We start from the raw sequence: 23,998 nt of genomic DNA on the forward strand, positions 1-23,998 counted from the left end.
CGGGGTTGCAGAAGGGACGGTGTCCGGGCGACTCAGCTCCGGTCCTGCTCCTCCGCTGTCAGCGACGGCACGAGCGGCAGCGCCAGCGCGGGCGTCAGCGCCACGATCGCGAAGGCGAGCGGATACCCGACCAGGCCGATCAGCGCTCCCACCGCCGGCGCCGCGATCGCCGCCGCGGCGAACTGGCCGGTGTTCTGCGCCCCGAGCGCCCGACCCGACCAGAACGGACCGGCGATCTCGGCGACCGAGGTGAACGCGAGTCCGTTGTCGGCGACCGAGATCGTCGTCGCCGCGACGAACAGGACCGCGGCGACGGCCACCGCCCCGTCGATCGCGCTCGTGGCGGCGAGGAGGAGCAGCGCGACGACTCCGGCCACCGCGACCCAGCGCAGCGGACGCAGCCGCGACCCGACGCGGTCGCTCAGCACCCCGACTCCGATGCGCCCGAACGCGCCGGCGAACTGCGCGACGGCGACCAGAACGCCGGCCGCCCACGGCTCCCAGCCCTGATCGGCGATCAGCCAGACCAGTCCGAACGTCGAGAGGGTGAACTGCGGCACGACCAGCAGGGCCGAGACGCCGTGGATGCGCCACAGCGCGGCCCCGGAGCGGTAGGGGTTCGGCACCGAAGCCGAGGCCTCGGTCCGCGGCGGGCGGGGCGGATCGACGATGCCGATCGCGCACGCGACGGCGAGCACGACGAGCAGCACGACGGGCAGGGCCAGCGCGGCGGGCACCCCGGCGGCGCTCGCGAGCGGCGGCACCGTGAGCGACGCGACCGCGACTCCGAGCGGCTGGCTCATCTGCCGGATGCCCATGGCGAGCCCGCGCCGGTTCCGCGGGAACCAGCCGATCACGACGCGGCCGCTCGCCGCGTTGACGCTGCCGGACGCCATGCCGCCGAGCAGGAGGAAGACGCCGAGGAGCACGAGATCGCCGGTGAGCATCGCGCCGACCCCCGCGAGTGCCGTGGCCGCGACTCCGGTCGCGAGCACGATCCGCTCGCCGTACCGGTCGGCGAGGGCGCCCCACGCGACCAGGGTGAGCACGAGCCCGACGTTCGGCGCGGAGGCGAGCAGGCCCGCCTCGGCGAGGGAGTAGCCGTACTGCGTGTGCAGGAGGGGGATGAGGAACGGCGGGACGGACACGAACACGGTCGTCGCGGCCTGCGCGGCCACTCCGATCGCGAGCATCAGCCGGGGGCGGGGAGTGCGGGGCACGGTGCTCCAGGGATCACGAGCGGGACGGTGCCCAGGAGGCTACCGGTGCGGGGAGGCGGGACGGGGACGGGCGTCGCTCCGTGTCAGAGGCACGTGTTGTCGCTCCGGGTCAGCGCTCCGGGTCAGCGCTCGAAGAACCAGCCGCTGGGCCGCTGCGGTCCGCTCGGCGAGGCACCGCCTCCGGTGCGCCCGCCGCGACGACCGAGCACGAGGTACGCGATGCTGCCGAGGAACGGGGCGATCACGATGAACGCGACCCAGCCGACCTTGCCCACTCGGCCCAGGCGCGGATTCGCCAGCACGCCCTGGATCGCGAAGAGCAGCAGGACGATGTTCACGACGACGAGCAGGGACTGCGGATTCACGCCGTGCTCTCCGCTCGAGGGTCTGCAGCCCCCGGCGGATCTCGCGGAGGGACGTGGGCATTCTGCCACGGCGCCGTAGGATGGAGGGCTCATGTCAGACGTCCTCAGCATCCGCTATCCGCCCGAGCTCCCCGTCTCGGCGCGGCGCGACGACATCGCCGCCGCGATCCGCGATCACCAGGTCGTCATCGTCGCCGGAGCGACCGGATCGGGCAAGACGACGCAGCTCCCGAAGATCTGCCTCGAGCTGGGGCGCGAGAGCATCGCCCACACGCAGCCGCGGCGCATCGCGGCGCGCACGATCGCCGAGCGCATCGCGGAGGAGCTCGACGACGAGGTCGGCGGCGTCGTCGGCTACCAGGTGCGCTTCACCGACAAGGCGAGCGCGTCGACGCGGATCAAGCTGATGACCGACGGCATCCTGCTGAACGAGATGAACCACGACCGGCTGCTCAGCCGGTACGACACGATCATCATCGACGAGGCGCACGAGCGCAGCCTCAACATCGACTTCCTGCTCGGCTACCTGCACCGGCTCCTGCCGCAGCGGCCGGATCTCAAGCTCATCATCACGTCGGCGACCATCGATCCGCTCAGCTTCGCCGCGCACTTCGCCGACGCCGAGGGGAAGCCCGCCCCGATCATCGAGGTGTCGGGGCGCACGTTCCCCGTCGAGGTCCGCTACCGCCCGCTGGTCGCCGAGGAGCCGGAGGAGGACGACGACACCGACACCCCGGACGCCACCGCGGGCAGCCGCGACCTGATGACCGGCATCGCCGACGCGCTCGCCGAGCTCGCTCGCGAGGATCCGGGCGACGTGCTCGTGTTCCTCTCGGGCGAGAACGAGATCCGCGACGCGGAGGACGCGATCCGCGGGCTCGCCCTGCCGGGCACCGAGGTGCTGCCGCTCTACGGCCGGCTGTCGGCCGCCGACCAGCACCGCGTCTTCGAGCGCTCGCGCACGCCGGGCGTCCGCCGCCGCGTCGTGCTCGCGACGAACGTGGCCGAGACCAGCCTCACCGTGCCGGGCATCCGCTACGTGATCGACGGAGGAACGGCCCGCATCTCGCGCTACAGCGCGCGGTCGAAGGTGCAGCGCCTCCCGATCGAGGCCGTGTCGCAGGCCTCGGCGAACCAGCGCTCCGGCCGCTCGGGCCGCACCAGCGACGGCATCGCGATCCGCCTCTACTCGGAGGAGGACTACCTCCGCCGCCCGGAGTTCACCGATCCCGAGATCCTGCGCACGGGCCTCGCGGCGGTCATCCTGCAGATGATCTCGCTCGGCCTCGGCGACATCGCCGAGTTCCCGTTCCTCACTCCGCCCGACTCCCGCGGCATCAAGGACGGCCTCGACCTCCTCACCGAGCTCGGCGCGATCCGCACGCCCGGCGCGTCCTCCTCCGATGCCCCCTCGCGAGACGCCGCTCCGGGACGCGAAACGACGCAGAAGTCGAGGCACGGCGTCCCGCGGAAGGAGCAGGGCCCGCAGCTCACCCGCATCGGCCGCGACCTTGCGCGCCTGCCCATCGATCCGCGGTTCGCCCGCATGGTGATCGAGTCGCGGACGCACCGCACGAGCCGCGAGGTCATGGCGATCGTCGCCGGGCTCACGATCCAGGACGTCCGCGAGCGCCCGCTCGAGCGCCGCGCGCAGGCCGACCAGCAGCACGCCCGCTTCGTCGACCCGACGAGCGACTTCCTCACGCTGCTCAACCTCTGGAACTACGTGGAGGAGAAGCAGCAGGAGCTCTCCTCCAGCGCCTTCCGCCGGCTCTGCAAGGCCGAGTACCTCAACTACCTGCGGGTGCGGGAGTGGCAGGACGTGTTCCGCCAGCTCCGCCAGCTCGCGAAGCCGCTGCGCCTCGAGCTCGGGGAGCCGCGCGTGGATCCGGACGGCATCCACCGCTCGGTCCTGGCCGGGCTGCTCTCGCACATCGGCGTCAAGGACACGACCTCGCAGCAGGCTCAGCGGGCCGCGAAGAGCCGCGAGCGCCAGAACGTGCAGTACGTCGGCGCCCGCAACGCCAAGTTCTCGATCTTCCCCGGCAGCGCGCTCGCGAAGAAGCTGCCCGACGCGGTGATGAGCGCCGAGCTCGTCGAGACGAGCCGCCTGTTCGCCCGCTCGAACGCCGCCATCGACCCGGCCTGGGCCGAGGCGATCGCCGGCGACCTCGTGAAGCGGCAGTTCAGCGAGCCGCACTGGGAGAAGTCGCAGGGCGCGGCCGTCGCGTACGAGCGGGTCACGCTCTACGGAGTGCCGCTCGTCGCCCGGCGCCGCGTGCAGTTCTCGCGCATCGACCCCTCCTACGCCCGCGAGCTGTTCCTCCGCCACGCTCTCGTCGAGGGCGAGTGGGAGTCGCGGCACGCGTTCGACCGCAAGAACCGGGCCCTGCGCGCCGAGCTCGAGCGCCTCGAGGAGCGCACCCGCCGCCGCGACCTGCTCGTCGACGACGAGGCCGTCTTCGACTTCTACGACCGGCGCATCCCGCGCGACGTCACGTCGGTCCGCTCCTTCGACTCCTGGTGGAAGACGAAGCAGCACGACGAGCCCGACCTGCTGACGATGACGCAGCAGACCCTGCTGCCCGAGGACGCGGAGGAGATCGACGAGACCGCGTTCCCGACGCAGTGGCGCCAGGGCGACCAGCGCTTCCGCCTCTCCTACCGGTTCGAGCCGGGCACGGAGGAGGACGGCGTGACCGTGCACGTGCCGCTCGCGCTCCTGCCGCGCGTCACTCCGCTGGGCTTCGACTGGCTCGTGCCGGGGCTGCGCGCCGAGCTGGTCACCGCGATGATCAAGGCGCTGCCCAAGCATCTGCGCCGGAACGTGGTCCCCGCGAACGACTGGGCGAAGCGGCTCACCGCCTCGTTGCCGCAGGACGTGCCGAACCCGCCGACGGAGTCGTTCGCCGCGACGCTCGCCGGGGCGATGCGCCGCGAGGCGGGCGTGGTGATCGACGCCTCCGACTTCGACCTCGAGCGGATCCCCGCGCACCTCCGGGTGACGTTCGCGATCGCCGACGAGCGCGGACGCACGATCGCCGCCGGCAAGGAGCTGGCCCCGCTGGCCGAGCGCCTGCGCGGACGCGTGCGCGACGAGGTCGCCCGCGTGGTCGAGGCGCGCGTGCCCGACGCGCTGGAGCGCCGAGGGCTCACGACCTGGGACATGCCCGAGCTGCCGCGCACCACCGACACCCGTCAGGGCGGCAACACGATCCGCGCGTACCCGGCGCTCATCGACGACGGCGACTCCGTGTCGATCCGCCTGATGGCGACGCCCGAGGACCAGGCCCGCGAGCACCCCCGCGGCGTGCGGCGCCTGCTCCTGCTCGCGACGCCGAGCCCCGTCGCCTACGTGCAGCAGCACCTCAGCTCGAACGAGAAGCTCGTGCTCGCGCAGAGCCCGTACCAGAACACGACGGCGATGTTCACCGACTGCCTGCTCGCCTGCGTCGACTCCGTGCTCTGGCGGATGAAGCCCGACGGCATGCTGTTCCTCCGCGCCGAGTTCGACGCGGTGCGCGACCGGGTCTCGGCGAGCGTCATGGACTCGATGTTCGAGACCGTCAAGACGGTCACCACGGTGCTCACGACCGCGCGGGCCGCCGAGAAGGCGCTCAAGAACTCGACCAGCATGGCCCTGCTGCCGGCGCTGACCGACGCGCGCGAGCAGCTGTCGGCCCTCGTGCATCCGGGCTTCGTGTCGGCGACCGGACTCGAGCGGCTGCGGCACCTGCCGCGCTACCTCGCTGCGATCACCGAGCGGTTCGGAAAGATCTCGGAGAACGTCGGGCGCGACCGCGTCTGGCTGAACGAGGTGCAGGCGGCACTCGAGCTCTACCGCTCGGCCGGCGGCGTGCTGCCGCTGCCTCCGCACTCCCCCGAGAACCTGCAGCGCGCGCGCTGGATGATCGAGGAGCTGCGCGTGAGCTTCTTCGCGCAGTCGCTCGGCACCGCCGAGAGCGTGTCCCTGCAGCGGATCCGGAAGGTCCTCGCGGGCTGACGCCGGTCCTGCGCCGAGGGAACCCCGACCCGTCGAGGGAGCCTGCGGGAGCGGGTTCCCTCGACCGTCCGGGGTTCCCTCGCGGGGCGCTAGTGTCGTCCGGTGGGCAGCTACACCGAACTCCTCAGAACCCCCGGGGTGGGGCGCATCATCGCCGCGCAGCTCACGGCGCGCTTCCCGTTCGGGATGCTCTCGCTCGCCTTCCTCCTGCACGTCGAGCACGTGCACGACTCGTACGCGGCGGCGGGCCTCGTTCTCGGCTCGATGTCGATCGGGCAGGCGATCGCCGGCCCGCTGACCAGCCGTCTGATGGGCCGCCTCGGCATGCGCCGGGTGCTCACGCTGACCCTGATCGTCTGCGCCGCCGCGATCATCGCCATGGCGGTGCTGCCGCTCGAGGTCTGGCAGTTCGTCGCGATCGGCTTCCTCGCGGGGCTCAGCATGCCTCCGGTGCAGCCCGCGGTCCGCACGATCTACCCCAAGATGGTGCCGAGCTCGATGCTCACTCCTCTCTTCTCGCTCGACGCCTCGGCGCAGGAGATCATCTGGGTGCTCGGGCCGGTGCTGACGACCTTCGTCTCGATCCAGATCTCGACGGTCGCCGGCATCCTGACTGCGGCGGTGTTCCTGATCGGCGGCGGCATCTGGTTCATCGCGTCGCCCGAGGTCGGGCGCGTGCGCATCCCGCGCTCGAAGCGCCGGATCGGCGTGGTGCTGACCAAGCCGCCGGTGCTCCTGGCGACCGTGGTCGGGTTCCTCCTGGTCGGCGCGTGCGCGGCGGTCGAGGCGGGCGTCGTCGCCGTGTTCGGCGAGGGCGGGGTGGAGTCGGGAGTGGTGCTCGCGGTCTTCGCGGCCGGCTCGCTCGTGGGCGGCCTGACGCTGGGGCACATCCCGATCAGCCGCTGGGCCACCGCCCGCCGCATGCTGATCGTGACGGTGGGCATGGGGCTCGCCGCCTTCTCGACCGACTTCTGGTGGCTCTCGATCACGCTGTTCCTCGCCGGCGTGGGCATCGCTCCTGCCCTCGCCGCCCTCTTCACGATCACCGCCGCGAGCGTGAAGTTCTCGGACACCGCGGAGGCGTACGGCTGGGTCGGCACCGGTCAGCTGATCGGAGCCGCGCTGGGCTCCGCGATAGCCGGCGTGCAGATCGACCGCAACGGCCCGACCGCGGCGATCGTCGTCGCCGCCGTCTTCGCCTTCGTCGGGTTCGTGGTGCCGGCGGTCGGCCGCCGCTACCACCCGGATCTGCGCGGCCGCGACTCGAGCCCGCTCCCCGACACGGAGCCGGTCGAGCTGCCGACCTGATCGTCGGCCTGCTCGGAGCTTTCCGGAGCACGCCCCCTAAAGTGGTCCCCACGCGGCGGCCGGAGGTGAGGCGACGATGGGACTGCGGGAGGACGCGGAGGAGCTCGTGCGGGCCCATCGGCGCGCGGTGGAGCAGGCGCAGGCGGTCGAGCCCTGGGCCGATCCCGAGGCACCGGAGTGGTGCGGCGAGCTGGCCGCGGCGCTCTGGCAGGGCGCGTTCCGCCCCTCCCCCGTCTACTACCGGGCCGAGGACCCGTCGCACGCGTGGCGGGGTCCCCACACGGTCCAGCTGCACCACCTCGGCTTCGGCTGGATGATCACGGCGCGGTCGGTGCGCGACGGCGCGCTGGTGCCGAGCACGGCCGTCGTGCTCGAGACGGGCTCGCTCTGGCTCGGCCTGGGCCCCGGTCGTCGGCCGCACCGGGGGCTGCTCGCCCTCGCCGACACCGAGAGCGTCGAGGGGCTGCAGTCCGGGCACGACCACTACTTCGCCGTCCGCCGCTTCGGCGCGGGCGACGAGGCCGCGGCGGCTGAGCGGCGGCTGCTGTTCGGAGTCGCCGGGCTCGCCGCGCTGATCGAGGACGCGGTGCGGGTCGGGCCGCACGGGGAGCTCGACTGGGAGCTCTGAGCTCCTCCCGCGCCCAGGGACGGCGCCGGACCGCGTGCCAGCATGGAGGGCATGAGCGTTCCCCTGATCCCCCTCAACGACGGCCGCGCGATCCCGCAGATCGGGCTCGGCGTCTACAAGATCGGCGACGCCGAGGCCGCCCGCGCCGTCGGCACCGCGCTGGAGGCGGGCTACCGGCACATCGACACCGCCACCCTCTACGCCAACGAGCGCGGCGTCGGCGAGGGCATCCGCGCGAGCGGGATCCCGCGCGAGCAGGTCTTCGTGACGACGAAGGTGTGGAACGACGACCACGGCTACGACGAGACCCTCGAGGCGTTCGACCGGAGCCTGGAGCTGCTCGGCACCGACTACATCGACCTCTACCTCGTGCACTGGCCGATCCCCTCCCGCGACCGCTACGTCGACACCTACCGCGCACTCGAGCGGCTGCAGCAGGAGGGCCGGGCCCGGTCGATCGGCGTCTCGAACTTCGCGATCGAGCACCTCGAGCGCCTCGGCGCCGAGACCGGGGTCGTCCCCGCGGTCAACCAGGTCGAGCTGCACCCGCGCCTGCCGCAGGAGGAGCTGCGCGCGTTCGACTCCGCCCACGGCATCGTGACCGAGGCGTGGTCGCCGCTGGCTCGGGGGCGCCTGCTGGAGGAGCCCCTGCTGGCCCGGCTCGCCGCGCGCCACGGGGTCTCGCCCGCGCAGATCGTGCTGCGCTGGCACGTGCAGAACGGGGTCGTCGTGATCCCCAAGTCGGTCACTCCCGAGCGCATCCGCGCGAACATCGACGTGTTCGGCTTCGAGCTGGACGCCGAGGATCTGGCAGGAATCGCCTCCCTCGCGACCGGCGAGCGCACCGGAAGGGACCCCCGCCTCGACTGACGCGCTCTAGCCTTCCTCCATGACGACGCGGACGGCACTCCTCCTGCACGGACTCGGCGGCGCCGGGGGGACCTGGTGGCGGGTGGCCGAGGCTCTCCGGGACGCGGGGTGGACGGTGAGCGCGCCCGACCTGCGCGGTCACGGCGACGGGCCGCGCGGCGGCTCCTCCCGGCACGACGACTTCGCCGACGACGTCCTGGGGATGAGACCCGACGGCGCCGGTCCGTGGGGACTGGTGCTCGGCCACTCGCTCGGCGGTGCCGTGGCCGTGCGGGCTGCGGCGCGGGATCCGGAGTGGGCGGCGCGGCTCGCGCTGCTCGACCCGGTCCTGCGGCTGCCGGAGGAGATGCGCGCCGAGGTGCGGGCCGACGAGCTCGACGCCCTCACCGCGACGGAGGAGGGGCTCGCGGAGGCGGTGCCCGGCTGGGACGCACGCGACCGCGCCGAGAAGCTGCGGGCGGCGCAGGCCGCGGACCCCTCCTCCGTCGCGGCGGTCGTCGACGACAACGACCCCTGGGACCTGCTGGCCGACGTGCCCGCGCTGCGGGCTCCGGTGCTGGTGCTCGCGGGCGACCCGCAGGTGTTCACGTTCTTCGGCCCGCGACTCGCGGCCGAGGTGCTGCGGGCGAATCCGCGGGTGCGGTACGCGGTCGTGGCGGGAGCGGGGCACAGCCCGCACCGCGACCGGCCGACCGAGACCCTGGCCATGCTGCGGGAGTGGGCGGAGAGCCCGGCGACGGCCTGAAACCGGCGCACTCCAGGCGCGGCCGCCGCGACGGTCCCGCTGTGTTTCCCCGAGGTGAAATCAGCCCCGGAAGGGTGTCCTTTTCGTGACTTCTGAGAATAGCCTCGCCTGCAGCGCACCTCGTTCGCAGAAACGGGGAGCGCCGGCCGCCCACCCGGCGGCCCCTGTCATCGACGAAGGGACACCCCTGTGGTGAACAGCACACCCCGAGCACCCGGCGCACGGCGCCGGCGCTCCCTCCTCGGCACCAGCGCGATGATCGGAGCGGGCGCCCTCGTCGCCGGCTTCGTCTTCGCCCCGAGTGCGAGCGCGGTCGAGGCCGCCGACCTCGCCGACGCCGTCACGGTCGACGGCATCATGGAGCACCTGGAGGCGTTCCAGGCGATCGCCGACGCGAACGGCGGCAATCGGGCCATCGGCACGACGGGCTACGAGCTCAGCGGCCAGTACGTCGAATCCGTTCTCGCGGCCGCCGGCTACGAGACCGAGCGCCAGGACTTCACGACGACGACGCAGACGATCGACGCGTTCTCGCTCACCACGACCCCCGCCGTCGAGGGCATCCCGATGTCGTTCACTCCGTCCACGCCCGAGGGGGGCGTCACCGGCGAGCTCATCGCTCCCGTGGACCCGCTCGGCTGCACGGCCGACGCGTGGGCCGGACTCGACGCCACGGGCGAGGTCGCCCTCGTCAGCCGCGGTGTCTGCTCCTTCGCGGAGAAGAGCGCGGCCGCGGGAGCGGCGGGCGCCTCCGCCGTCATCATCTACAACAACGCCCCCGCCGAGCCGCTGAACGGCACGCTCGGCGCGCCGGACGAGACCTACATCCCGTCGGTCGGCGTCACCCTCGAGGAGGGTCAGGCGCTGCTCGCGGCGCTGCCCACGAGCGCGACGCTCGTCCTCGAGCAGACGACCACCGACACCGACACCTTCAACATCCTCGCCGAGACCGCGGGCGGGAACCACGACAACGTGGTCATGCTCGGCGCGCACCTCGACGGCGTGCCCGAGGGCCCCGGCATCAACGACAACGGCTCCGGATCGGCGACGCTGCTCGAGACGGCGGTCGAGCTGGCCGAGGCCGGCGAGACCACGAACGCGGTCCGTTTCGCCTGGTGGGGCGCCGAGGAGGTCGGCCTGGTCGGCTCCTACAACTACGTCGATTCGCTGACGGAGGAGGACGCCGCGAAGATCGCGACGTACATGAACTTCGACATGGTCGCCTCGCCCAACTACGTCGTGTCGGTCTACGACGCGAACGAGTCCACCTACGAGGCCCCGGTCGAGGTGCCCGCCGGCTCCATCGCCACCGAGAAGGCGTTCACGGACTACTTCGACTCCATCGGCCAGCCGTGGATCGACACCGCGTTCGACGGACGCAGTGACTACGACGGCTTCATCTCGGTGGGCATCCCCTCGTCGGGCGTCTTCACCGGAGCCGACGACATCAAGACGGAGGAGGAGGTCGCGCTCTTCGGCGGCACCGCCGGCATCCCGCACGACCCGAACTACCACTCCGCCGGTGACGACCTCGCGAACATCAACCAGGAGGCGCTCGGCATCACCTCGAAGGCGATCGCGTTCGTGACCGCCTCGTTCGCCGACGACACCTCGGCGATCGACGGGGAGAAGAACCCGACCCCGCCGACGCCCGAGCCCACGCCGGTCACTCTGCCGACGAGGGCCGAGATCCTGCGACTGCTCGCCTCGGGCATGAGCTACCGCGAGATCATCGCCGAGATCGGCATCACCGCCGAGAACGCCCAGCAGTACCTCGACGCGGGTCTGGGAGAGCTCGGCCTCGATCGCGCGAAGGTCGAGCGCCTCGTGCGCGAGTACCTCGCCGACCGCGAGCTGCTGACGGGCGCCGGCGTGTAGTCGACGGCCCCTGCGTTCAGGGAACCCCGGGACGTCGAGACCGCCTGCTGCTGCAGGCTCCCTCGACGGCCCGGGGTTCCTTCGCGCGCGGCGCCGTCAGGCGCGGCGGGCGCGGTCGAAGGCGTCCTCGACGTCCTCGTCCGGGTCGGCGAGGAGGCGGAGGGTCGCGAGCGCGTGGATCCGCCGCGGCTGCTCCTCCGACTGGGCGGCGGTCTCGAGGGCGGGCGCTGCGGCCTCCTCGAGCATCAGGAGCGCGCGGGTGAGGCTCCGCTGCTCGGGACGGTCGCCCTCGCCGAGGTGCTCGGCGAGCTGCCGGGCGAGCGCGGGACGCTCCTCCGGCGGCGCGAGTCGGGCGGCGGTGCGCCAGGCGGCCTTCGCGACCTCGAGGTGCTCGTCGTGCAGCAGCGCGGGCGTGATCGCGCCCCACGCCCGGGGATCGCCGACCTTGGACAGGGTGTGGAGGGCCTGCGCGCGGGCCTGCGGCGACTCCGACACGAGCTCGGCGATCAGCGGATCGACGGTGACCGCGGCGTCGTGCCGCACCAGCGCCCACGTGAGCATCTCGCGCACGCCGAAGTCGGGCTCGACGGCGCAGCGCTCGACGAGCACCGGGACGTACTCGCCGGCCGGCCTCGTCCCCGCGCTCATCGCCGCCTGCAGCCTCGACGAGGCGTTCGGCGCGTGGAGCGCCGCTCGGAGCCGGTCCGACGGCCGGTCCTCGTCGCTCCTGGTCGTGTCCTCGCTCGTCATCCGTCCATTCCACACCAGCGGGCCGGGAGGACGTCGAGTGCCGGAAGGGCTTCCCGCCGCCCGGGGGCACGGTGTTCACTGAAGCCATGCGAGCCATCTGGAAGGGCGCGATCACCTTCGGCCTGGTCAACGTGCCGGTCAAGATCTACAGCGCGACCGAGGACCACGACATCGCGCTGCACCAGGTGCACGACCGCGACGGCGGGCGGATCCGGTACCAGCGCAAGTGCGAGGTCTGCGGCGAGGTGGTCTCGTTCGACCACATCGACAAGGCCTACGACGACGGCGAGCACACGGTCGTCCTCACCAAGGACGAGCTGAAGGCGCTGCCCGAGGAGCGCGACCGCGAGATCGACGTGGTGCAGTTCGTGCCCAGCGACCAGGTCGACCCGATCATGTTCGACCGCGCGTACATCCTCGAGCCCGACTCCTCCTCCCCCAAGGCGTACGTGCTGCTGCGGCGCACCCTCGAGCAGACCGACCGCACGGCGATCGTCGAGTTCGCCCTGCGGCAGAAGACGCGACTGGCCGCGCTGCGCGTGCGCGGGAAGCTGCTGATGCTGCAGACGCTGCTGTGGGCCGACGAGGTGCGCGAGGTCGAGTTCCCCTCGCTCGAGGGCACGACCCGGATCGCGGCGCGCGAGCTCGAGATGTCCTCGCACCTCGTCGACTCCTACTCCGAGGACTTCGACGCGTCGAAGTTCACCGACGCGTACCAGGAGGAGCTGCGCACCCTGATCGACGCAAAGATCGAGCAGGGCGACGCGCTCGACACCGCCGCGACCTTCGGCGAGAAGCCGGAGGAGGAGGGCGGCGGCGAGGTGCTCGACCTGATGGAGGCGCTCAAGCGCTCGGTCGAACGCAGCCGCGGGGCGAAGGGCGGCGCGAAGGGCGCGGGCGACGCTCCGGAGAAGGCGCCCGCGAAGAAGGCGCCCGCGAAGAAGAGCACCGCGAAGGGCTCGTCGACGGCGGCCGAGGACGACGCGTCCGGGGCGGAGGGGTCGAAGGCGGAGGGGTCGAAGCCGGCCGGGTCGAAGCCGGCCGCGAAGAAGGCCCCGGCGAAGAAGCCCGCCGCGAAGAAGCCCGCGGCGAAGCGGACGGCCGCGAAGAGCGACGAGGAGAAGGCCGCGTCCTGACGCGGAGGGCCGGCGACTCCGGCGCTCCAGCGGCTCAGACGAGCTCGTCGACGTCGTCGAGATCGACCGAGGCCGAGCTCACCAGCGCCAGGAGCGCCTCGCCGTAGGCGTTCTCGGGCGCCGCGTCCTCGAAGGTGCGCGCGACCCCGCCGAGCACGATCTCCACGATGTGGCGCGCGGGCTCGCCCTCCTCGCGGCGCAGCGAGCGGAACGTGCCGCGCAGCAGCTCCCGCAGCTGGTCCTCGCGCGGCATCCAGAGCGAGTCCTCGAGCGAGACCGAGTCCAGCGCCCACTCGGTGGTGCCGTTGAAGCCCAGCACGGTGCCGCTGGGGTACTCGTGCGCCTCGATCGTCATGTCGCTGACGGTGAAGACGTCGCCGTCGAACCCCTCCCGCTCGATGCGGAAGCGGTCGCCGGTGACCGGTGACCAGCGCACGCCCGCGGTGCGCAGCGCTCGGGCCAGCTCGAAGGAGATCATCCCCCGATCATGACCGCCGTTCCCGGACGTCCGCCGCGAGCGCTCAGAGCTCGGCGTCGCGCAGGAGCGAGCGCACGCCCAGGTCGGTGCGCCGCGCGTCGTCCTCCAGGCCGTCGACCACGACGGCCGCGCCCACCCACTCGGCCCCGGCGAGGGCGACCAGGCGGCGGCAGGCGGCGGCCTGCGTCCCGGTCTCGATCCAGTCGTCGACGAGCAGCACGCGGTCCCCCGGAGCGAGGACGGCGCGGCGCACCCGGAAGTGGATCGGATCGTCGCGGTAGTCGCGCGGCAGCGCCGACTCCCACCAGTCGACGCCGTCCTCGACGGGCGCCGACGCCTTCCGCGCCTCGACGAGTCCGGCACCGCGGTGCAGGGCGACCAGGGCGGCCAGCGGAGTGCCCCGCGTCTGCGGACCGAGGACGACCGTCACCTCCGCGTCGGCGAAGAGGTCGGAGAGACCGGGGCCGAGGGCCGCGAGCAGGCCAGGATCCCGCCACCAGCCGGTGACGTCGGCCGAGGCGAACCCGTCCGTCCGATCCCGCGAGTCGCCGTGCGCGCGGACCAGACGGCCGCGCAGATCGTGGGGATCGCTCATGGCTCGACCGTAGTGGCGCGCGCCGTCGTGCCCGTCGCGACGCGATGTCGGTGGCTGAGTTCACACTCATGAAACACCCGGTTCACGGAGCGGGCATCTGGACTGCATAGCGTGGCTACTCGTGCCCCTTTCAGGGGCATGAGCACCACCGGCCGCGCTTCATCAGCGCCGACGCACGCGCGACAGACCGTCCCCACCGGGACGGCGATCGAGAGGACACCCATGCCCGACACCCCGGTGCACGACACCGCCACCCCCCTCCGCCGACGCAGGCGCGCACTCGCCGGCGCCGGCCTGGCGAGCCTCGCGCTGGTCGCCGCGCCGCTGGTCGCTGCCCCGCTCGTCGCCCCATCCGCCTCGGCCGCGCCGGCCGGCGACGAGCTCGTCATCAGCGAGATCTTCACCCGCGGCGGCTCGACCGGAGCGGTCTACGGCAACCGCTACGTCGAGCTCCACAACCCCACCGGCTCCGACATCGCGCTGGCCGGCACGAGCCTGCAGTACCGCTCGGCGACGGGCACGGCGAACCCCTCGACGACCGTCGCGCTCCAGGGCGTCGTCCCGGCCGGCGGCCACTTCCTGGTGCAGGGCGCCAGCAACGGCACGAACGGCGCGGCGCTGCCCGATCCCGACCAGGTCGCGAACGGCCTGAACATCGCGGCGGGAGGTGGCACCCTCTTCCTCGTCGACGGCACGGCTCCGCTCGTCGCCCCGCCGACCGGCCCCGCCCCGCAGCCCGGCACGGTCCTCGACCTCCTCGGCTACGGCACGTCGAACACCTTCGAGACCACCGCCGCCGCCGTCCCGACGAACACCGAGTCGATCTCGCGCGCCGACGGCACCGCCGGCGACACCGACGTCAACAGCGCCGACTTCTCCGTCGGAGCGCCGACGCCCCGCTCGAGCGGCACCGACGCCGAGCCGGAGCCGACCCCCGGCCCCACGACGCCGCCCGTCACTCCCCCCGCCCCCGCCGAGAAGGCGACCATCGCCGAGATCCAGGGCAGCGGAGCCGCGTCGCCGCTCGTCGGCCGCACCGTCACCACCACCGGCGTCGTCACCGCCCGCTACTCCTCCGGCGGCTACAACGGCTACGTGATCCAGACGCCCGGCACGGGCGGCAGCACCACCGGCCGCACCGCCTCCGACGCGGTCTTCGTCTACTCCTCCGCCTCGGTCGGCTCCGTCGCGATCGGCGACCACCTCGAGATCACCGGCATCGTGAGCGAGTTCAACGGACTCACCGAGCTCACCCCGACCTCGGCCGCGACCGTCGTCCGCCTCGAGGCCCCCGCCGCCCCGGTCGTCCCGGCCGCCGTCGCGCTGCCCCGCACGGCCCCGGAGCGCGAGCTGCTCGAGAGCATGCTGATCGCCCCGCAGGGCGCGTTCACCGTGACCGACACCTTCGACCTCAACAGCTTCGGCTCGATCGGCCTCGCCGCGGGCACCTCCGCGCTCCTCACCCCGACCGAGGTCGCGCGCCCGGGCTCGCCCGAGCTCGCCGCGGTCGTCGCCGACAACGCGGCCCGCGCGATCGTGCTCGACGACGGAGCCTCGATCAACTTCCTCGGGTCGGCGGCCAACAAGGCAATCCCGCTGCCCTACCTCACGCCGACCGAGCCGATCCGCGTCGGAGCGCCGACGACCTTCACCGGGCCGGTCGTGCTCGACTACCGCAACAACGGCTGGGCCTTCCAGCCCATCACGCAGCTGACCGTCGAGAACGCCGAGACGGTGCAGCCGGCCGAGTTCGCCGACACCCGCACCGCGGCGCCCGAGGCCGTGGGCGGCGACGTGGCGATCGCGTCGTTCAACGTGCTCAACTACTTCTCGACCACCGGCGACTCGGTGGCCGGCTGCACGTTCTACACCGACCGCGACGGCGACCCCGTCACCGTCAACAGTGGTTGCGACGCCCGAGGCGCCGCGAACGTCGACGACCTCGAGCGCCAGCAGGCCAAGATCGTCACCGCGATCAACGCCCTCGGTGCCGGCGTCGTGTCGCTCGAGGAGATCGAGAACTCCGCCAAGTTCGGCAAGCCGCGCGACGAGGCCCTCGCCACGCTGACCGCCGCCCTCAACGCCGCCGCCGGTTCGGAGGTGTGGGCCTACGTCGCCTCGCCCGCCGCGCTCCCCGCGCTGGCCGACGAGGACGTGATCCGCACGGCCTTCATCTACAAGAAGGCCGTGATCGAGCCCGTCGGCGAGTCCGTCGTCCTGAACGACACCACCGCGTTCTCGAACGCGCGGAAGCCCCTCGCCCAGGAGTTCCGCCTGATCGGCGTCGCCGAGAGCGAGTTCGTCGCGATCGTCAACCACTTCAAGTCGAAGGGCTCCGGATCCGGTGCCGACGCCGACCAGGGAGACGGTCAGGGCGCCTCCAACGCCTCGCGCGTCGCCCAGGCCACCGCGCTCGTCGCCTTCGCCGACCGCCTGAAGACCGAGAAGGCGACCGAGCTCGTCTACCTGCTCGGCGACTTCAACGCCTACTCGCAGGAGGACCCGGTGAAGGTCATCACCGACGCGGGCTACCTCGACCAGGGCGCGAAGGACGGCGGCGAGTACTCCTACTCGTTCGACGGCGCGGTCGGCTCGCTCGACCACGTCTTCGCCTCCCCCGCCGGCGATGCGATCGTCACCGGAGTCGACACCTGGAACATCAACAGCGGCGAGTCCGTGGCGCTGGAGTACAGCCGCTACGACTACAACGCGACGATCTTCTACGACACCTCCGCGTTCCGCTCCAGCGACCACGACCCCGTGGTCGTCGGCCTCGACCTGCCCGAGGCGCCCGTCACGTCCCTCGACGTCGCCACGAGCGCCGAGACCGGAGCCCGCGGCCCGTTCGCGACGATCACGGTCACGGCCGTGAACAACGGACCGGAGCCCGTCGCGGTCGTCGTCTCGACCGACTACGGCACCAAGTCGACCAAGAAGCTCAAGCCGGGCCGCGAGTTCAGCGTGACCTTCAACACGCACGAGCGCGCACTCGCCGCGGGTGTCGCGACCATCGCGGTCACCGCGCCCGACGGGTCCGAGCTCACCGTCGAGGAGGCGTACCCCGCCCGCTGAGGCGGGCCGCCTCCCCAGGAAGGCACGAGCCGCGCACTCTAGAGTGCGGCCCGTGCCCGAGGGAGACAGCGTCCACCGACTCGCCGCCCGTCTCCGCTCCGCGGCAGACGGGCGGTTCGTCGTGGAGGGCGAGCTCCGCTCCGGCGACGCCGCGGGCACCGCGCTCGCCGGCCTGCAGATCCTCCGTCACGAGACCCACGGCAAGCACCTGCTCACGCACTTCGACCAGCAGCTGGTCCTGCACACCCATCTGCGGATGCAGGGCTCGTGGACCGTCACCGCGCCGGGCCGCGCGGTCCCGCGCCGCGTCCTCCCCGACGTGCGCGTCCGGCTCCGCCTCGACGACGGCACGACCCTGTGGGGCCTCGAGCTCCCGGTCGTCGAGCTGCTGCACGAGCGGGATCTCCCCACCGCGATCGGTCACCTCGGACCCGACCCGCTCCGCGACGACTGGAGCGCCGACGAGGCGGTCGCCCGCCTCCTGCGCGCGCCGGAGCGTCCGGTGATCGCGGCGCTGCTCGATCAGCGGATGCTCGCCGGACTCGGCAACCTCTGGGCGAACGAGGTCTGCTTCCTCCGCGGCGCCTTCCCCTGGCGCCCGGTCGGCTCCCTCGACGTCCGCGCCCTGGTCGCCACCTCGGCGAGGGCCCTGCGCGCCTCGGTCACCGTCCCCGGCATGTTCCAGACCACCACCGGCGACACCCGCGCCGGCGAGCGCCACTGGGTCGTCGGCCGGGCCGGTCGTCCGTGCCGCCGCTGCGGCACCGTCGTGCTCGTGCGGGCCGAGGTCCCCGGCGACCCCGAGCGGCGCCGCACGTGGTGGTGCCCGCACTGCCAGCCCGAGCCGAGGTGAGCAGAGCAGAGTCCGGGCTGCGTAGTCTGGAGCGAGCGACACGGAGGGGGCCGGATGAGCGACCAATGGGGATCCCCGGATCCTGCGGCACGGCGGGATGCGAAGGCCGTCGAGCCCGTGGCGGAGGGCGAGACCCCCGCCCTCGAGCGGGTCGAGGACGCCGACCGGGCGATCGCGGTCCGCGAGCTCAAGCGGAAGCGCGACTTCTTCGGCTCCGTCGGCGGCTGGGCGAGCGTCTCCGCGATCACCACGACCGTCTGGTTGGTCTCGGGCGGCGACGGCTACTTCTGGCCGATCTGGCCGATGGTCGGCATCGGGATCGGCGTGGCCGGCCAGGCCGCCTCGATCTGGGGCCCGGTCAAGAAGGAGATCACCGAGGACGACATCGCCGCCGAGATGCGCAAGCGCGAGCAGCGCCGACGCTGACGGACGGCACGAGGTCGAGCGCGCAGTCGGTCGGGGTGCTCGAACGCCACCACGAGGAGCGCGGCGGAGGTCGCCCTCCGGCGAGAGGACCGTGCTCGCGCCGATGCCGGCGAGGACGACGACCTCCGCGTCCCTCACGCCGCGAACCGAGTCGGGAAGTGTTCCGCGCCGCCGAGCTGCCGGGGACGCGAGCCGCAGCGGAGCGTGGCTCGCGTCCCCGGTCACCTCGACGGCGCGGGACGCGGATCGACTAGCAGTCGACACCGGCCGTGTAGGTGATGGTGCGGTCCTGCGGAGCCGGGTTGATGATGAACGCGTAGTTCGCGGTCGTCACATTCGTCGCGATGATCGCGTTGTCCTCGTAGAGATCGCCGTCCGGCGACAGGAAGACGTTGGGCCCGATCGCCGTCGACCCGACGGGGACGTTCGTCTGCAGGACGAGACCCGCGGCTCCCGGACCGTAGGAGTCGTAGTAGTACGCCCCGGTGCTCGTGACGTAGCCGTAGTCGTTCTCCGCCCCGGTCTGGCTCGAGTAGGCCACCGACTGCACGTCCGTCGCGATCACCGAGTCCGCGAAGTAGAGGTCGCCGTCCGGCGACAGGAACATGGCGTTCCCGACCGCCGTCGACCCCGAAGGAACGGTCGCGAACGACGACACACCTCCGTAATCGCGGTGCGCCGTGCCGTCGGTCTTCGTGTACGTGATGGACCGGTCCTGCGGAGCCGGATTGATGATGAACGCGTAGTTCGCCGTCGCGACGTCCGTCGCGATGATCGCGTTGTCCTCGTAGAGATCGCCGTCCGGCGACAGGAAGACGTTGGGTCCGATCGCCGTCGATCCGACGGGGACGTTCGTCTGCTGGACGAGGCCGGCGGCTCCCGGACCGTAGGAGTCGTAGTAGTAGGCCCCGGAGCCCGTGACGTAGCCGTAGTCGTTGGCGCCACCGTGCGTGCTCGAGTACGTCACCGACTGCACATCCGTCGCGATCACCGAGTCCGCGAAGTACAGATCGCCGTCCGGCGACAGGAACATCGAGTTCCCCACCGCCGTCGACCCCGACGGCACCGTCACGTAGGACGACGCCCCACCACCGTAGTTGCGATACGCCGTCGTCCCGCCGCCCGCCACCACGACCGCCTCGGTCGCCGTCAGCGTGGTGGACGCAGCCCCGATCGACCCGCTCGACGCGGTGCTCGACACCGCGATCCCCGTGAGGACCACGTGGCCGTTCGTGTCCGTCGTGAAGGCCTTCGTCGTCGTCCCGTCCGGGAACTCGAGGCCCGCTGGCAGCGTGACCGTCACGAGCAGGCCCACCGCCGGCACCGTGCCGTCGGTCGTCGCGTGGATCACCACGTCGCTGAGCGTGCCGCAGGCGGACACGCTGTACGGTCCGTTCGCGAACTCGAGTGTCGGCGTCAGCGACGCCGCAGCCGCCGGGGTCGCAGCGGCGGCCGCGACGACGGGGATCGTCCACGCCGCACCCGCGACGATGGTCCGCCGCTGCACACTGCCGTCGGAGGCGCGGCTCAGCCAGCTGCTGTCGTCAGAGGCCGAAGCTGTCGGATCGCTCGATCGGGTCATGGGAGTACCTGTTCTCTCTCGTAGGGGATGAGGATGACGCCGCTCATGCTGGCGAGGATCGGCCGAGCGGCACGGAGCCCCGAGGTGTCCGTTCGCGTCTTGTGCCGAATCAGGTCGCTTTCCCCTTTCGAGGCGGTGGGACGCGCGATGCTGCGGTTTGTTGACGGTGCGCCGACGAACGCCGTTGTCGGGCCCGCGCCGATGTCCGGATGCTGCACGACCGAGAGGAGTCGGAATGCGCTCCGGCACCGAGCTCCTCGCCCCCCGCGCCCACCGCGCTGTCTCGAAGATCGGGGAGGAGGCGCTGGACTGGTTCCGCGATCGCGGGCTGCAGTCGACGACTCCGCACCTGCGGCTCTTCACGGACGAGTACGGTTCCGCCGGTTTCCGTCTCGCCCGCATCTGGCACTCCCCGATCGACGCCACGCGTCGGCAGACCGTCGCCGATCCTCCTCGAGCGCTGCATCTGCAGATCGAGGGGCGCTCGCACGTCACCTTCGACGGCTCGCCGCAGGAGCAGATCGTCGAGCCGGGAGACGCGCTCATCGTGCCGCGATCGGGCCCCTTCGCCCTCCGTTGCGCCTCCGCCGTCGCCCGATACGAGGTGGAGTTCGACGATCTGGTCCTGCCCGCCTCGGCTGCTCGCGCCGTCGAGGACGGGGCGGTGCTGCGGAGCGCCGACTCGGCGTTGCGCGGTGTGGTCATCGCGACCGCGAACGCCGCGCTCGACGCCTCGATGCAGACCGACGGCGCGGCACTGGCCGCCGTACGCCTCGCCCTCACGGATCTGAGCCGCGGCTTCCTCCTCGAGAGTCTCGGGCTGCACGTTCCCGGTCTGTCGGCGTGGGAGGCGGTCACCTACCGCGACGCGCTGTCCCTGATCGAGCAGGGCGCTCCTGATCCGCAGTTCACCAGCACCGAGCTCGCGCGCAGGCTCCGCCTCTCGCCGCGCTACGTCCAGCGGATCTTCGCCGCGGCCGGGACCTCGCCCAGCCTGGCGCTGCGGGCGGAACGCGTCGCCCTCGCGCGCCGTCATCTCGACTCCTACGGAGCGAGGGGTGCCTTCACACTCGACGACGTCGCCCGACTCTCGGGGTTCCGCACAGGGAAGGCGATGCAGCGGGCGCTGAGCATCGCGTCGTGACGAACGCGAACCTGCCGGGCCTCCGTTCGCGGCTCGGTCCGGTCGTCGATCAGAGCACCGGGTCGGCTGCGTTGACCCTCCGGCTCACCGTCGTCGTCGCCGTCGCGCCCACGCGAGGGGCACGAGTGCAGTCGGCGGCCGGTGTGCGGACATCGCCCACCGGCCGCCGACTCTTCGGACGGCGTCGCGCAGCCCTCTCGCGCCGCGCTCAGCCCTCTCGTCTCAGCAGACCGGCCCCTGGATGAAGTATCCCAGCCAGCCGCTGTCGGTGTACTCGCCCTTGGCCGAGGTGACTCCGCTGGCGACCACGTCGTTCCCGAAGTACAGATCCCCACCCGGAGTCAGGAAGTAGACCCCGCCCACCGGCACCGCATCCGCCGGAATCGACGACCACGTGGAATTGGCAGGAACCACCTGTTCGCCCGCCTGCTTCGCCACCCCGTTCTGCATCAAGAACCCGTGGTTCGGGAAGCCTCCGGCGTCCTCACCCGTGGCCGAGGTGACCCCGCTCGCGACGAGATCGTTCTGCCAGTACAGATCCCCACCAGGAGTCAGGAAGTAGCCGCCGCCCACCGGCACCGCATCCGCGGGCACCGCCGACCACGTGGCGACGACTCCCTGATTGATGGACTGCTTCGCCACACCGCTCTGGACGACCGAGATCGAGGACCCGGCCGCTGCGGTCCCCGCGACCGCAGTGACAGGACCGCCGGTGGTGGATCTCGCGGCGGTGATTCCGCTGATCACCACGTCGCCGTTCACGTCCGTGAGGAAGTCCTGGGTCTGGAGCCCGTTCGGAAGGCTCAGCCCTGCCGGCACCGTGACGGTGACGACGGTTCCGACGGGGGCCGGAGTGATGCCGTCGGTGGTCGCGTGGATCAGGACGTCGTCGAGCGTGCCGCACGCCGCGATGGTGTACGGGCCGTTCACGAACTCGAGCGTCGGCTGCAGGGACGCCGCGGCGGCCGGAGGCGCCGACGCCATCGCGACGACGGGGATCGTCCACGCGACACCGGACACGATCGTGCGGCGCTGGACGCTGCCGTCGGGATTGTGGGCGAATTCAAGCTGGTCGTTCGACATGAGTGCCTTTCATCAATGGACGCTATCGCGACGATGATGACGAGTCGTCGACTTCTGGTCCACGGGCTCACGAGGAAAGGTCATCTTTTGCAAGGATCTGTACTTCATCTGCCGCTGAACAGCCCGACCACTTGAGGCCTCCTTAATCTGTCCGTATTCGCAATGGCCAATCTGTCCGTATTCGCCCCGGCCCGGAGCATGTCGTCCCCGGCGGACAGGGGTGGCACCTGCGGTCGAGGGAGGCCGGTTCTGTGATTCTCCGCGACGGAGCCGCTGCGGAATGGTTCGCGACGCAGGGCCTCACTCCACTCGGAGCTCCGGAAGTCGTCGTCGATCAGAGGCAGGTAGGAGATCTCACGCTGATGAGGGTGTGGCACGGCCCGGCGGAAGGACTCATCGAAGCGTCGGACACGTCGATTCTTCTCGTGCTCCACCTCGACGGTCATCTGCACGTGGGCAACCCGCTGGATCGATCCCCTGACGAGAACGGAGTACGCCTCTCACCGAGCCACTCCTTCGCGCTCTCCACGGGGCAGAGTGCGCGCTTGCGAGCCGCGCTCCCCACCGCGCGCATTCAGATCGAGTTTCCAGCAGAAGACGACTTGACCGGCGACGGGAGAGACGCGTTCCCAGCGGCGCTCTGGACGCGCAACACGGCGGAGTGGTCCAACTTCGCGCTGATCTCCTTGACGAACATCGTCTTGAACCTCGATTCGAGCGCCGTTCTCCACCATTCGGCCCGTCTGGTCAGCGCGATTCGTTCGTGCCTCACGGCGTTCATCGCCCAATCGGACGGCGCCGTGTCGGTCGTCGCGGAATCCTGGTCGCGAGCGCTCACGCGGCGAGCGCGCGAGGTCGTCGAGCACCGCGCGCGCGACCCCGCCTTCTCCGTGGCACAGCTCGCTCGCGAGCTGAACGTCACGCCGGCCTACCTCTCGCGAGCGTTCAGAACGGAGGGTGCCGTCACCGCCGGCCAGGCGATTCGTCAGTTCCGCCGCGAGATCGCCCTCTCGTTGATCGACGAGGGACGCCGCGCCGGCGATCGTGTGGACATGGACGCCCTGGCCCGGCGGTCGGGTTTCGGGTCGAGCGACACCCTCCGACGCGTCCTCCGCTCCTCGGAGTGACGGCTCGGAACGGTTCGTGATGACGACCCTCCGACCTCGACGGCGAGAGTTCGGGCGGCAGAGGTTCAGGGGTCGTGACCGCACGGCGGGGTGTCGAGCGCGACACCGGGGACGACGAGTGACGCGGCGCCGTGCCCGGTCTCCCTGCTCAGACAGACCGGGCCCGGGCGGCCGACGTGCTCCTCCCGGGCCCGGTCCCGCCGCTCAGACGCGTGCGGCGCGAACGATCAGCACTGGCTTGCGGTGATGTACTGGACCTGATCCTGACCGCCGTTGTAGCTGACGGCGTAGGACGTGACGTCGCCGGTGGTCGTGAGCGGCCTGCCTGACGCGTCGTACAGGTTGCCGTCCGTACCGAGGAAGTACCCGGAGGACCCGATCGGGTAGCCGTTCGTGTTGCTGCCCGCCTGACCCGGCTGCGACACGGAGACGCCCGTCGGGAGCGACGCGATGTTCGTGCTGGTGCTGCCGCTGTAGGTCCAGACCCAGATGGAGCCGTCGGCCTTGATGTACTGCACCTGATCCTGGCCGCCGTTGTAGCCGGCGGCGTACGACGTGACATCACCCGAAGTCGTCAGCGGCCGACCACCCACATCGTAGAGATTGCCGTCCGTGCCCAGGAAGTACCCCGACGACCCGAGCGGGTAGCCGTTCGTGTTGCTCCCGGACTGGCCCGGCTGCGACACCGACACCCCAGAAGGGAGAGACGCGTACTGCGAAGTCGTGTAGGTGTTG

20 protein-coding genes are annotated in these 23,998 nt (G+C 71.8%); 12 read left to right on the plus strand and 8 right to left on the minus strand.

All coding sequences use genetic code 11. From position 1 onward, the window contains the following. Window positions 1-32: 32 nt before the first annotated feature. Together ASF46_RS11710 and ASF46_RS11715 are read right to left on the minus strand one after the other, a co-directional pair. Complete coding sequence (locus ASF46_RS11710; protein ID WP_056867762.1) at window positions 33-1,193, minus strand: MFS transporter; 1,161 nt, start codon at window positions 1,191-1,193, stop codon at window positions 33-35. 149 nt (window positions 1,194-1,342) lie between these two features. After that, window positions 1,343-1,585 (minus strand): PLDc N-terminal domain-containing protein, encoded by a 243-nt coding sequence (locus tag ASF46_RS11715; RefSeq protein ID WP_055793825.1) that lies wholly within the window; start codon window positions 1,583-1,585, stop codon window positions 1,343-1,345. A gap of 91 nt (window positions 1,586-1,676) precedes the next feature. On the opposite strand from ASF46_RS11715, the gene hrpA reads away from it, so the two are divergent. From hrpA to ASF46_RS11745, 6 genes are all read left to right on the plus strand, one after another. Further along, entirely contained in the window at window positions 1,677-5,588 is a 3,912-nt protein-coding gene (gene hrpA / locus ASF46_RS11720) for an ATP-dependent RNA helicase HrpA (protein ID WP_056867763.1), read from the plus strand. Between the two features lie 102 nt (window positions 5,589-5,690). Beyond that, the gene (locus ASF46_RS11725) at window positions 5,691-6,896 is read left to right on the plus strand and encodes an MFS transporter (RefSeq protein ID WP_056867764.1); all 1,206 of its coding nucleotides are present in this window, start codon (window positions 5,691-5,693) and stop codon (window positions 6,894-6,896) included. A 76-nt stretch (window positions 6,897-6,972) separates the two neighbouring features. Beyond that, window positions 6,973-7,524 carry a hypothetical protein gene (locus tag ASF46_RS11730; protein ID WP_056867765.1) on the plus strand — a complete coding sequence of 184 codons (552 nt, stop codon included), beginning with the start codon at window positions 6,973-6,975 and terminating at the stop codon, window positions 7,522-7,524. A 51-nt stretch (window positions 7,525-7,575) separates the two neighbouring features. Further along, window positions 7,576-8,394 carry an aldo/keto reductase gene (locus tag ASF46_RS11735; protein ID WP_056867766.1) on the plus strand — a complete coding sequence of 273 codons (819 nt, stop codon included), beginning with the start codon at window positions 7,576-7,578 and terminating at the stop codon, window positions 8,392-8,394. A 19-nt stretch (window positions 8,395-8,413) separates the two neighbouring features. After that, a complete protein-coding gene (locus tag ASF46_RS11740) occupies window positions 8,414-9,139 on the plus strand; it encodes an alpha/beta fold hydrolase (RefSeq protein ID WP_056867767.1) in 726 nt (241 codons plus the stop codon). 192 nt (window positions 9,140-9,331) lie between these two features. After that, on the plus strand, window positions 9,332-11,017 hold the full coding sequence (locus ASF46_RS11745; RefSeq protein WP_235576934.1) for a M28 family peptidase: 1,686 nt from the start codon (window positions 9,332-9,334) through the stop codon (window positions 11,015-11,017). Between the two features lie 96 nt (window positions 11,018-11,113). Here ASF46_RS11745 and ASF46_RS11750 read toward each other — a convergent pair whose 3' ends face one another. Continuing rightward, window positions 11,114-11,767 (minus strand): HEAT repeat domain-containing protein, encoded by a 654-nt coding sequence (locus tag ASF46_RS11750; RefSeq protein ID WP_056867769.1) that lies wholly within the window; start codon window positions 11,765-11,767, stop codon window positions 11,114-11,116. 86 nt (window positions 11,768-11,853) lie between these two features. Between ASF46_RS11750 and ASF46_RS11755 the strand changes: the two genes are divergently transcribed. Beyond that, on the plus strand, window positions 11,854-12,903 hold the full coding sequence (locus ASF46_RS11755; RefSeq protein ID WP_056867770.1) for a Ku protein: 1,050 nt from the start codon (window positions 11,854-11,856) through the stop codon (window positions 12,901-12,903). Between the two features lie 34 nt (window positions 12,904-12,937). On the opposite strand, the gene ASF46_RS11760 is transcribed toward ASF46_RS11755, so the two are convergent. Continuing rightward, the gene (locus tag ASF46_RS11760; RefSeq protein ID WP_056867771.1) at window positions 12,938-13,381 is read right to left on the minus strand and encodes a hypothetical protein; all 444 of its coding nucleotides are present in this window, start codon (window positions 13,379-13,381) and stop codon (window positions 12,938-12,940) included. A 43-nt stretch (window positions 13,382-13,424) separates the two neighbouring features. Further along, entirely contained in the window at window positions 13,425-13,976 is a 552-nt protein-coding gene (locus tag ASF46_RS11765; protein WP_056867772.1) for a phosphoribosyltransferase family protein, read from the minus strand. Window positions 13,977-14,198: 222 nt separating this feature from the next. On the opposite strand from ASF46_RS11765, the gene ASF46_RS11770 reads away from it, so the two are divergent. The 3 genes from ASF46_RS11770 to ASF46_RS11780 are packed head-to-tail and all read left to right on the plus strand — an operon-like array spanning window position 14,199 to window position 18,327. Beyond that, window positions 14,199-17,048: an ExeM/NucH family extracellular endonuclease gene (locus ASF46_RS11770; protein WP_056867773.1), complete on the plus strand. Its 2,850-nt coding sequence runs from the start codon at window positions 14,199-14,201 to the stop codon at window positions 17,046-17,048. A gap of 52 nt (window positions 17,049-17,100) precedes the next feature. Further along, window positions 17,101-17,901: a DNA-formamidopyrimidine glycosylase family protein gene (locus ASF46_RS11775; RefSeq protein ID WP_056867774.1), complete on the plus strand. Its 801-nt coding sequence runs from the start codon at window positions 17,101-17,103 to the stop codon at window positions 17,899-17,901. 54 nt (window positions 17,902-17,955) lie between these two features. Further along, complete coding sequence (locus tag ASF46_RS11780) at window positions 17,956-18,327, plus strand: 2TM domain-containing protein (protein WP_157602469.1); 372 nt, start codon at window positions 17,956-17,958, stop codon at window positions 18,325-18,327. A 250-nt stretch (window positions 18,328-18,577) separates the two neighbouring features. Here the strand turns inward: ASF46_RS11780 and ASF46_RS11785 are convergent, their stop codons facing one another. After that, entirely contained in the window at window positions 18,578-19,909 is a 1,332-nt protein-coding gene (locus tag ASF46_RS11785; RefSeq protein WP_056867776.1) for a hypothetical protein, read from the minus strand. Between the two features lie 235 nt (window positions 19,910-20,144). Between ASF46_RS11785 and ASF46_RS11790 the strand changes: the two genes are divergently transcribed. Then, window positions 20,145-21,053 carry a hypothetical protein gene (locus tag ASF46_RS11790; RefSeq protein WP_056867777.1) on the plus strand — a complete coding sequence of 303 codons (909 nt, stop codon included), beginning with the start codon at window positions 20,145-20,147 and terminating at the stop codon, window positions 21,051-21,053. A 222-nt stretch (window positions 21,054-21,275) separates the two neighbouring features. Here the strand turns inward: ASF46_RS11790 and ASF46_RS11795 are convergent, their stop codons facing one another. Beyond that, window positions 21,276-22,136: a hypothetical protein gene (locus ASF46_RS11795; RefSeq protein ID WP_056867778.1), complete on the minus strand. Its 861-nt coding sequence runs from the start codon at window positions 22,134-22,136 to the stop codon at window positions 21,276-21,278. Window positions 22,137-22,498: 362 nt separating this feature from the next. On the opposite strand from ASF46_RS11795, the gene ASF46_RS11800 reads away from it, so the two are divergent. After that, complete coding sequence (locus ASF46_RS11800; RefSeq protein WP_056867779.1) at window positions 22,499-23,263, plus strand: helix-turn-helix transcriptional regulator; 765 nt, start codon at window positions 22,499-22,501, stop codon at window positions 23,261-23,263. A gap of 227 nt (window positions 23,264-23,490) precedes the next feature. Here ASF46_RS11800 and ASF46_RS11805 read toward each other — a convergent pair. Further along, window positions 23,491-23,998: hypothetical protein (locus tag ASF46_RS11805; RefSeq protein WP_235576935.1), on the minus strand; the 508-nt coding region annotated here is incomplete at its 5' end.

Origin of the sequence: Rathayibacter sp. Leaf296 (genome assembly GCF_001423045.1) — a bacterium.
Taxonomy (GTDB): domain Bacteria; phylum Actinomycetota; class Actinomycetes; order Actinomycetales; family Microbacteriaceae; genus Rathayibacter; species Rathayibacter caricis.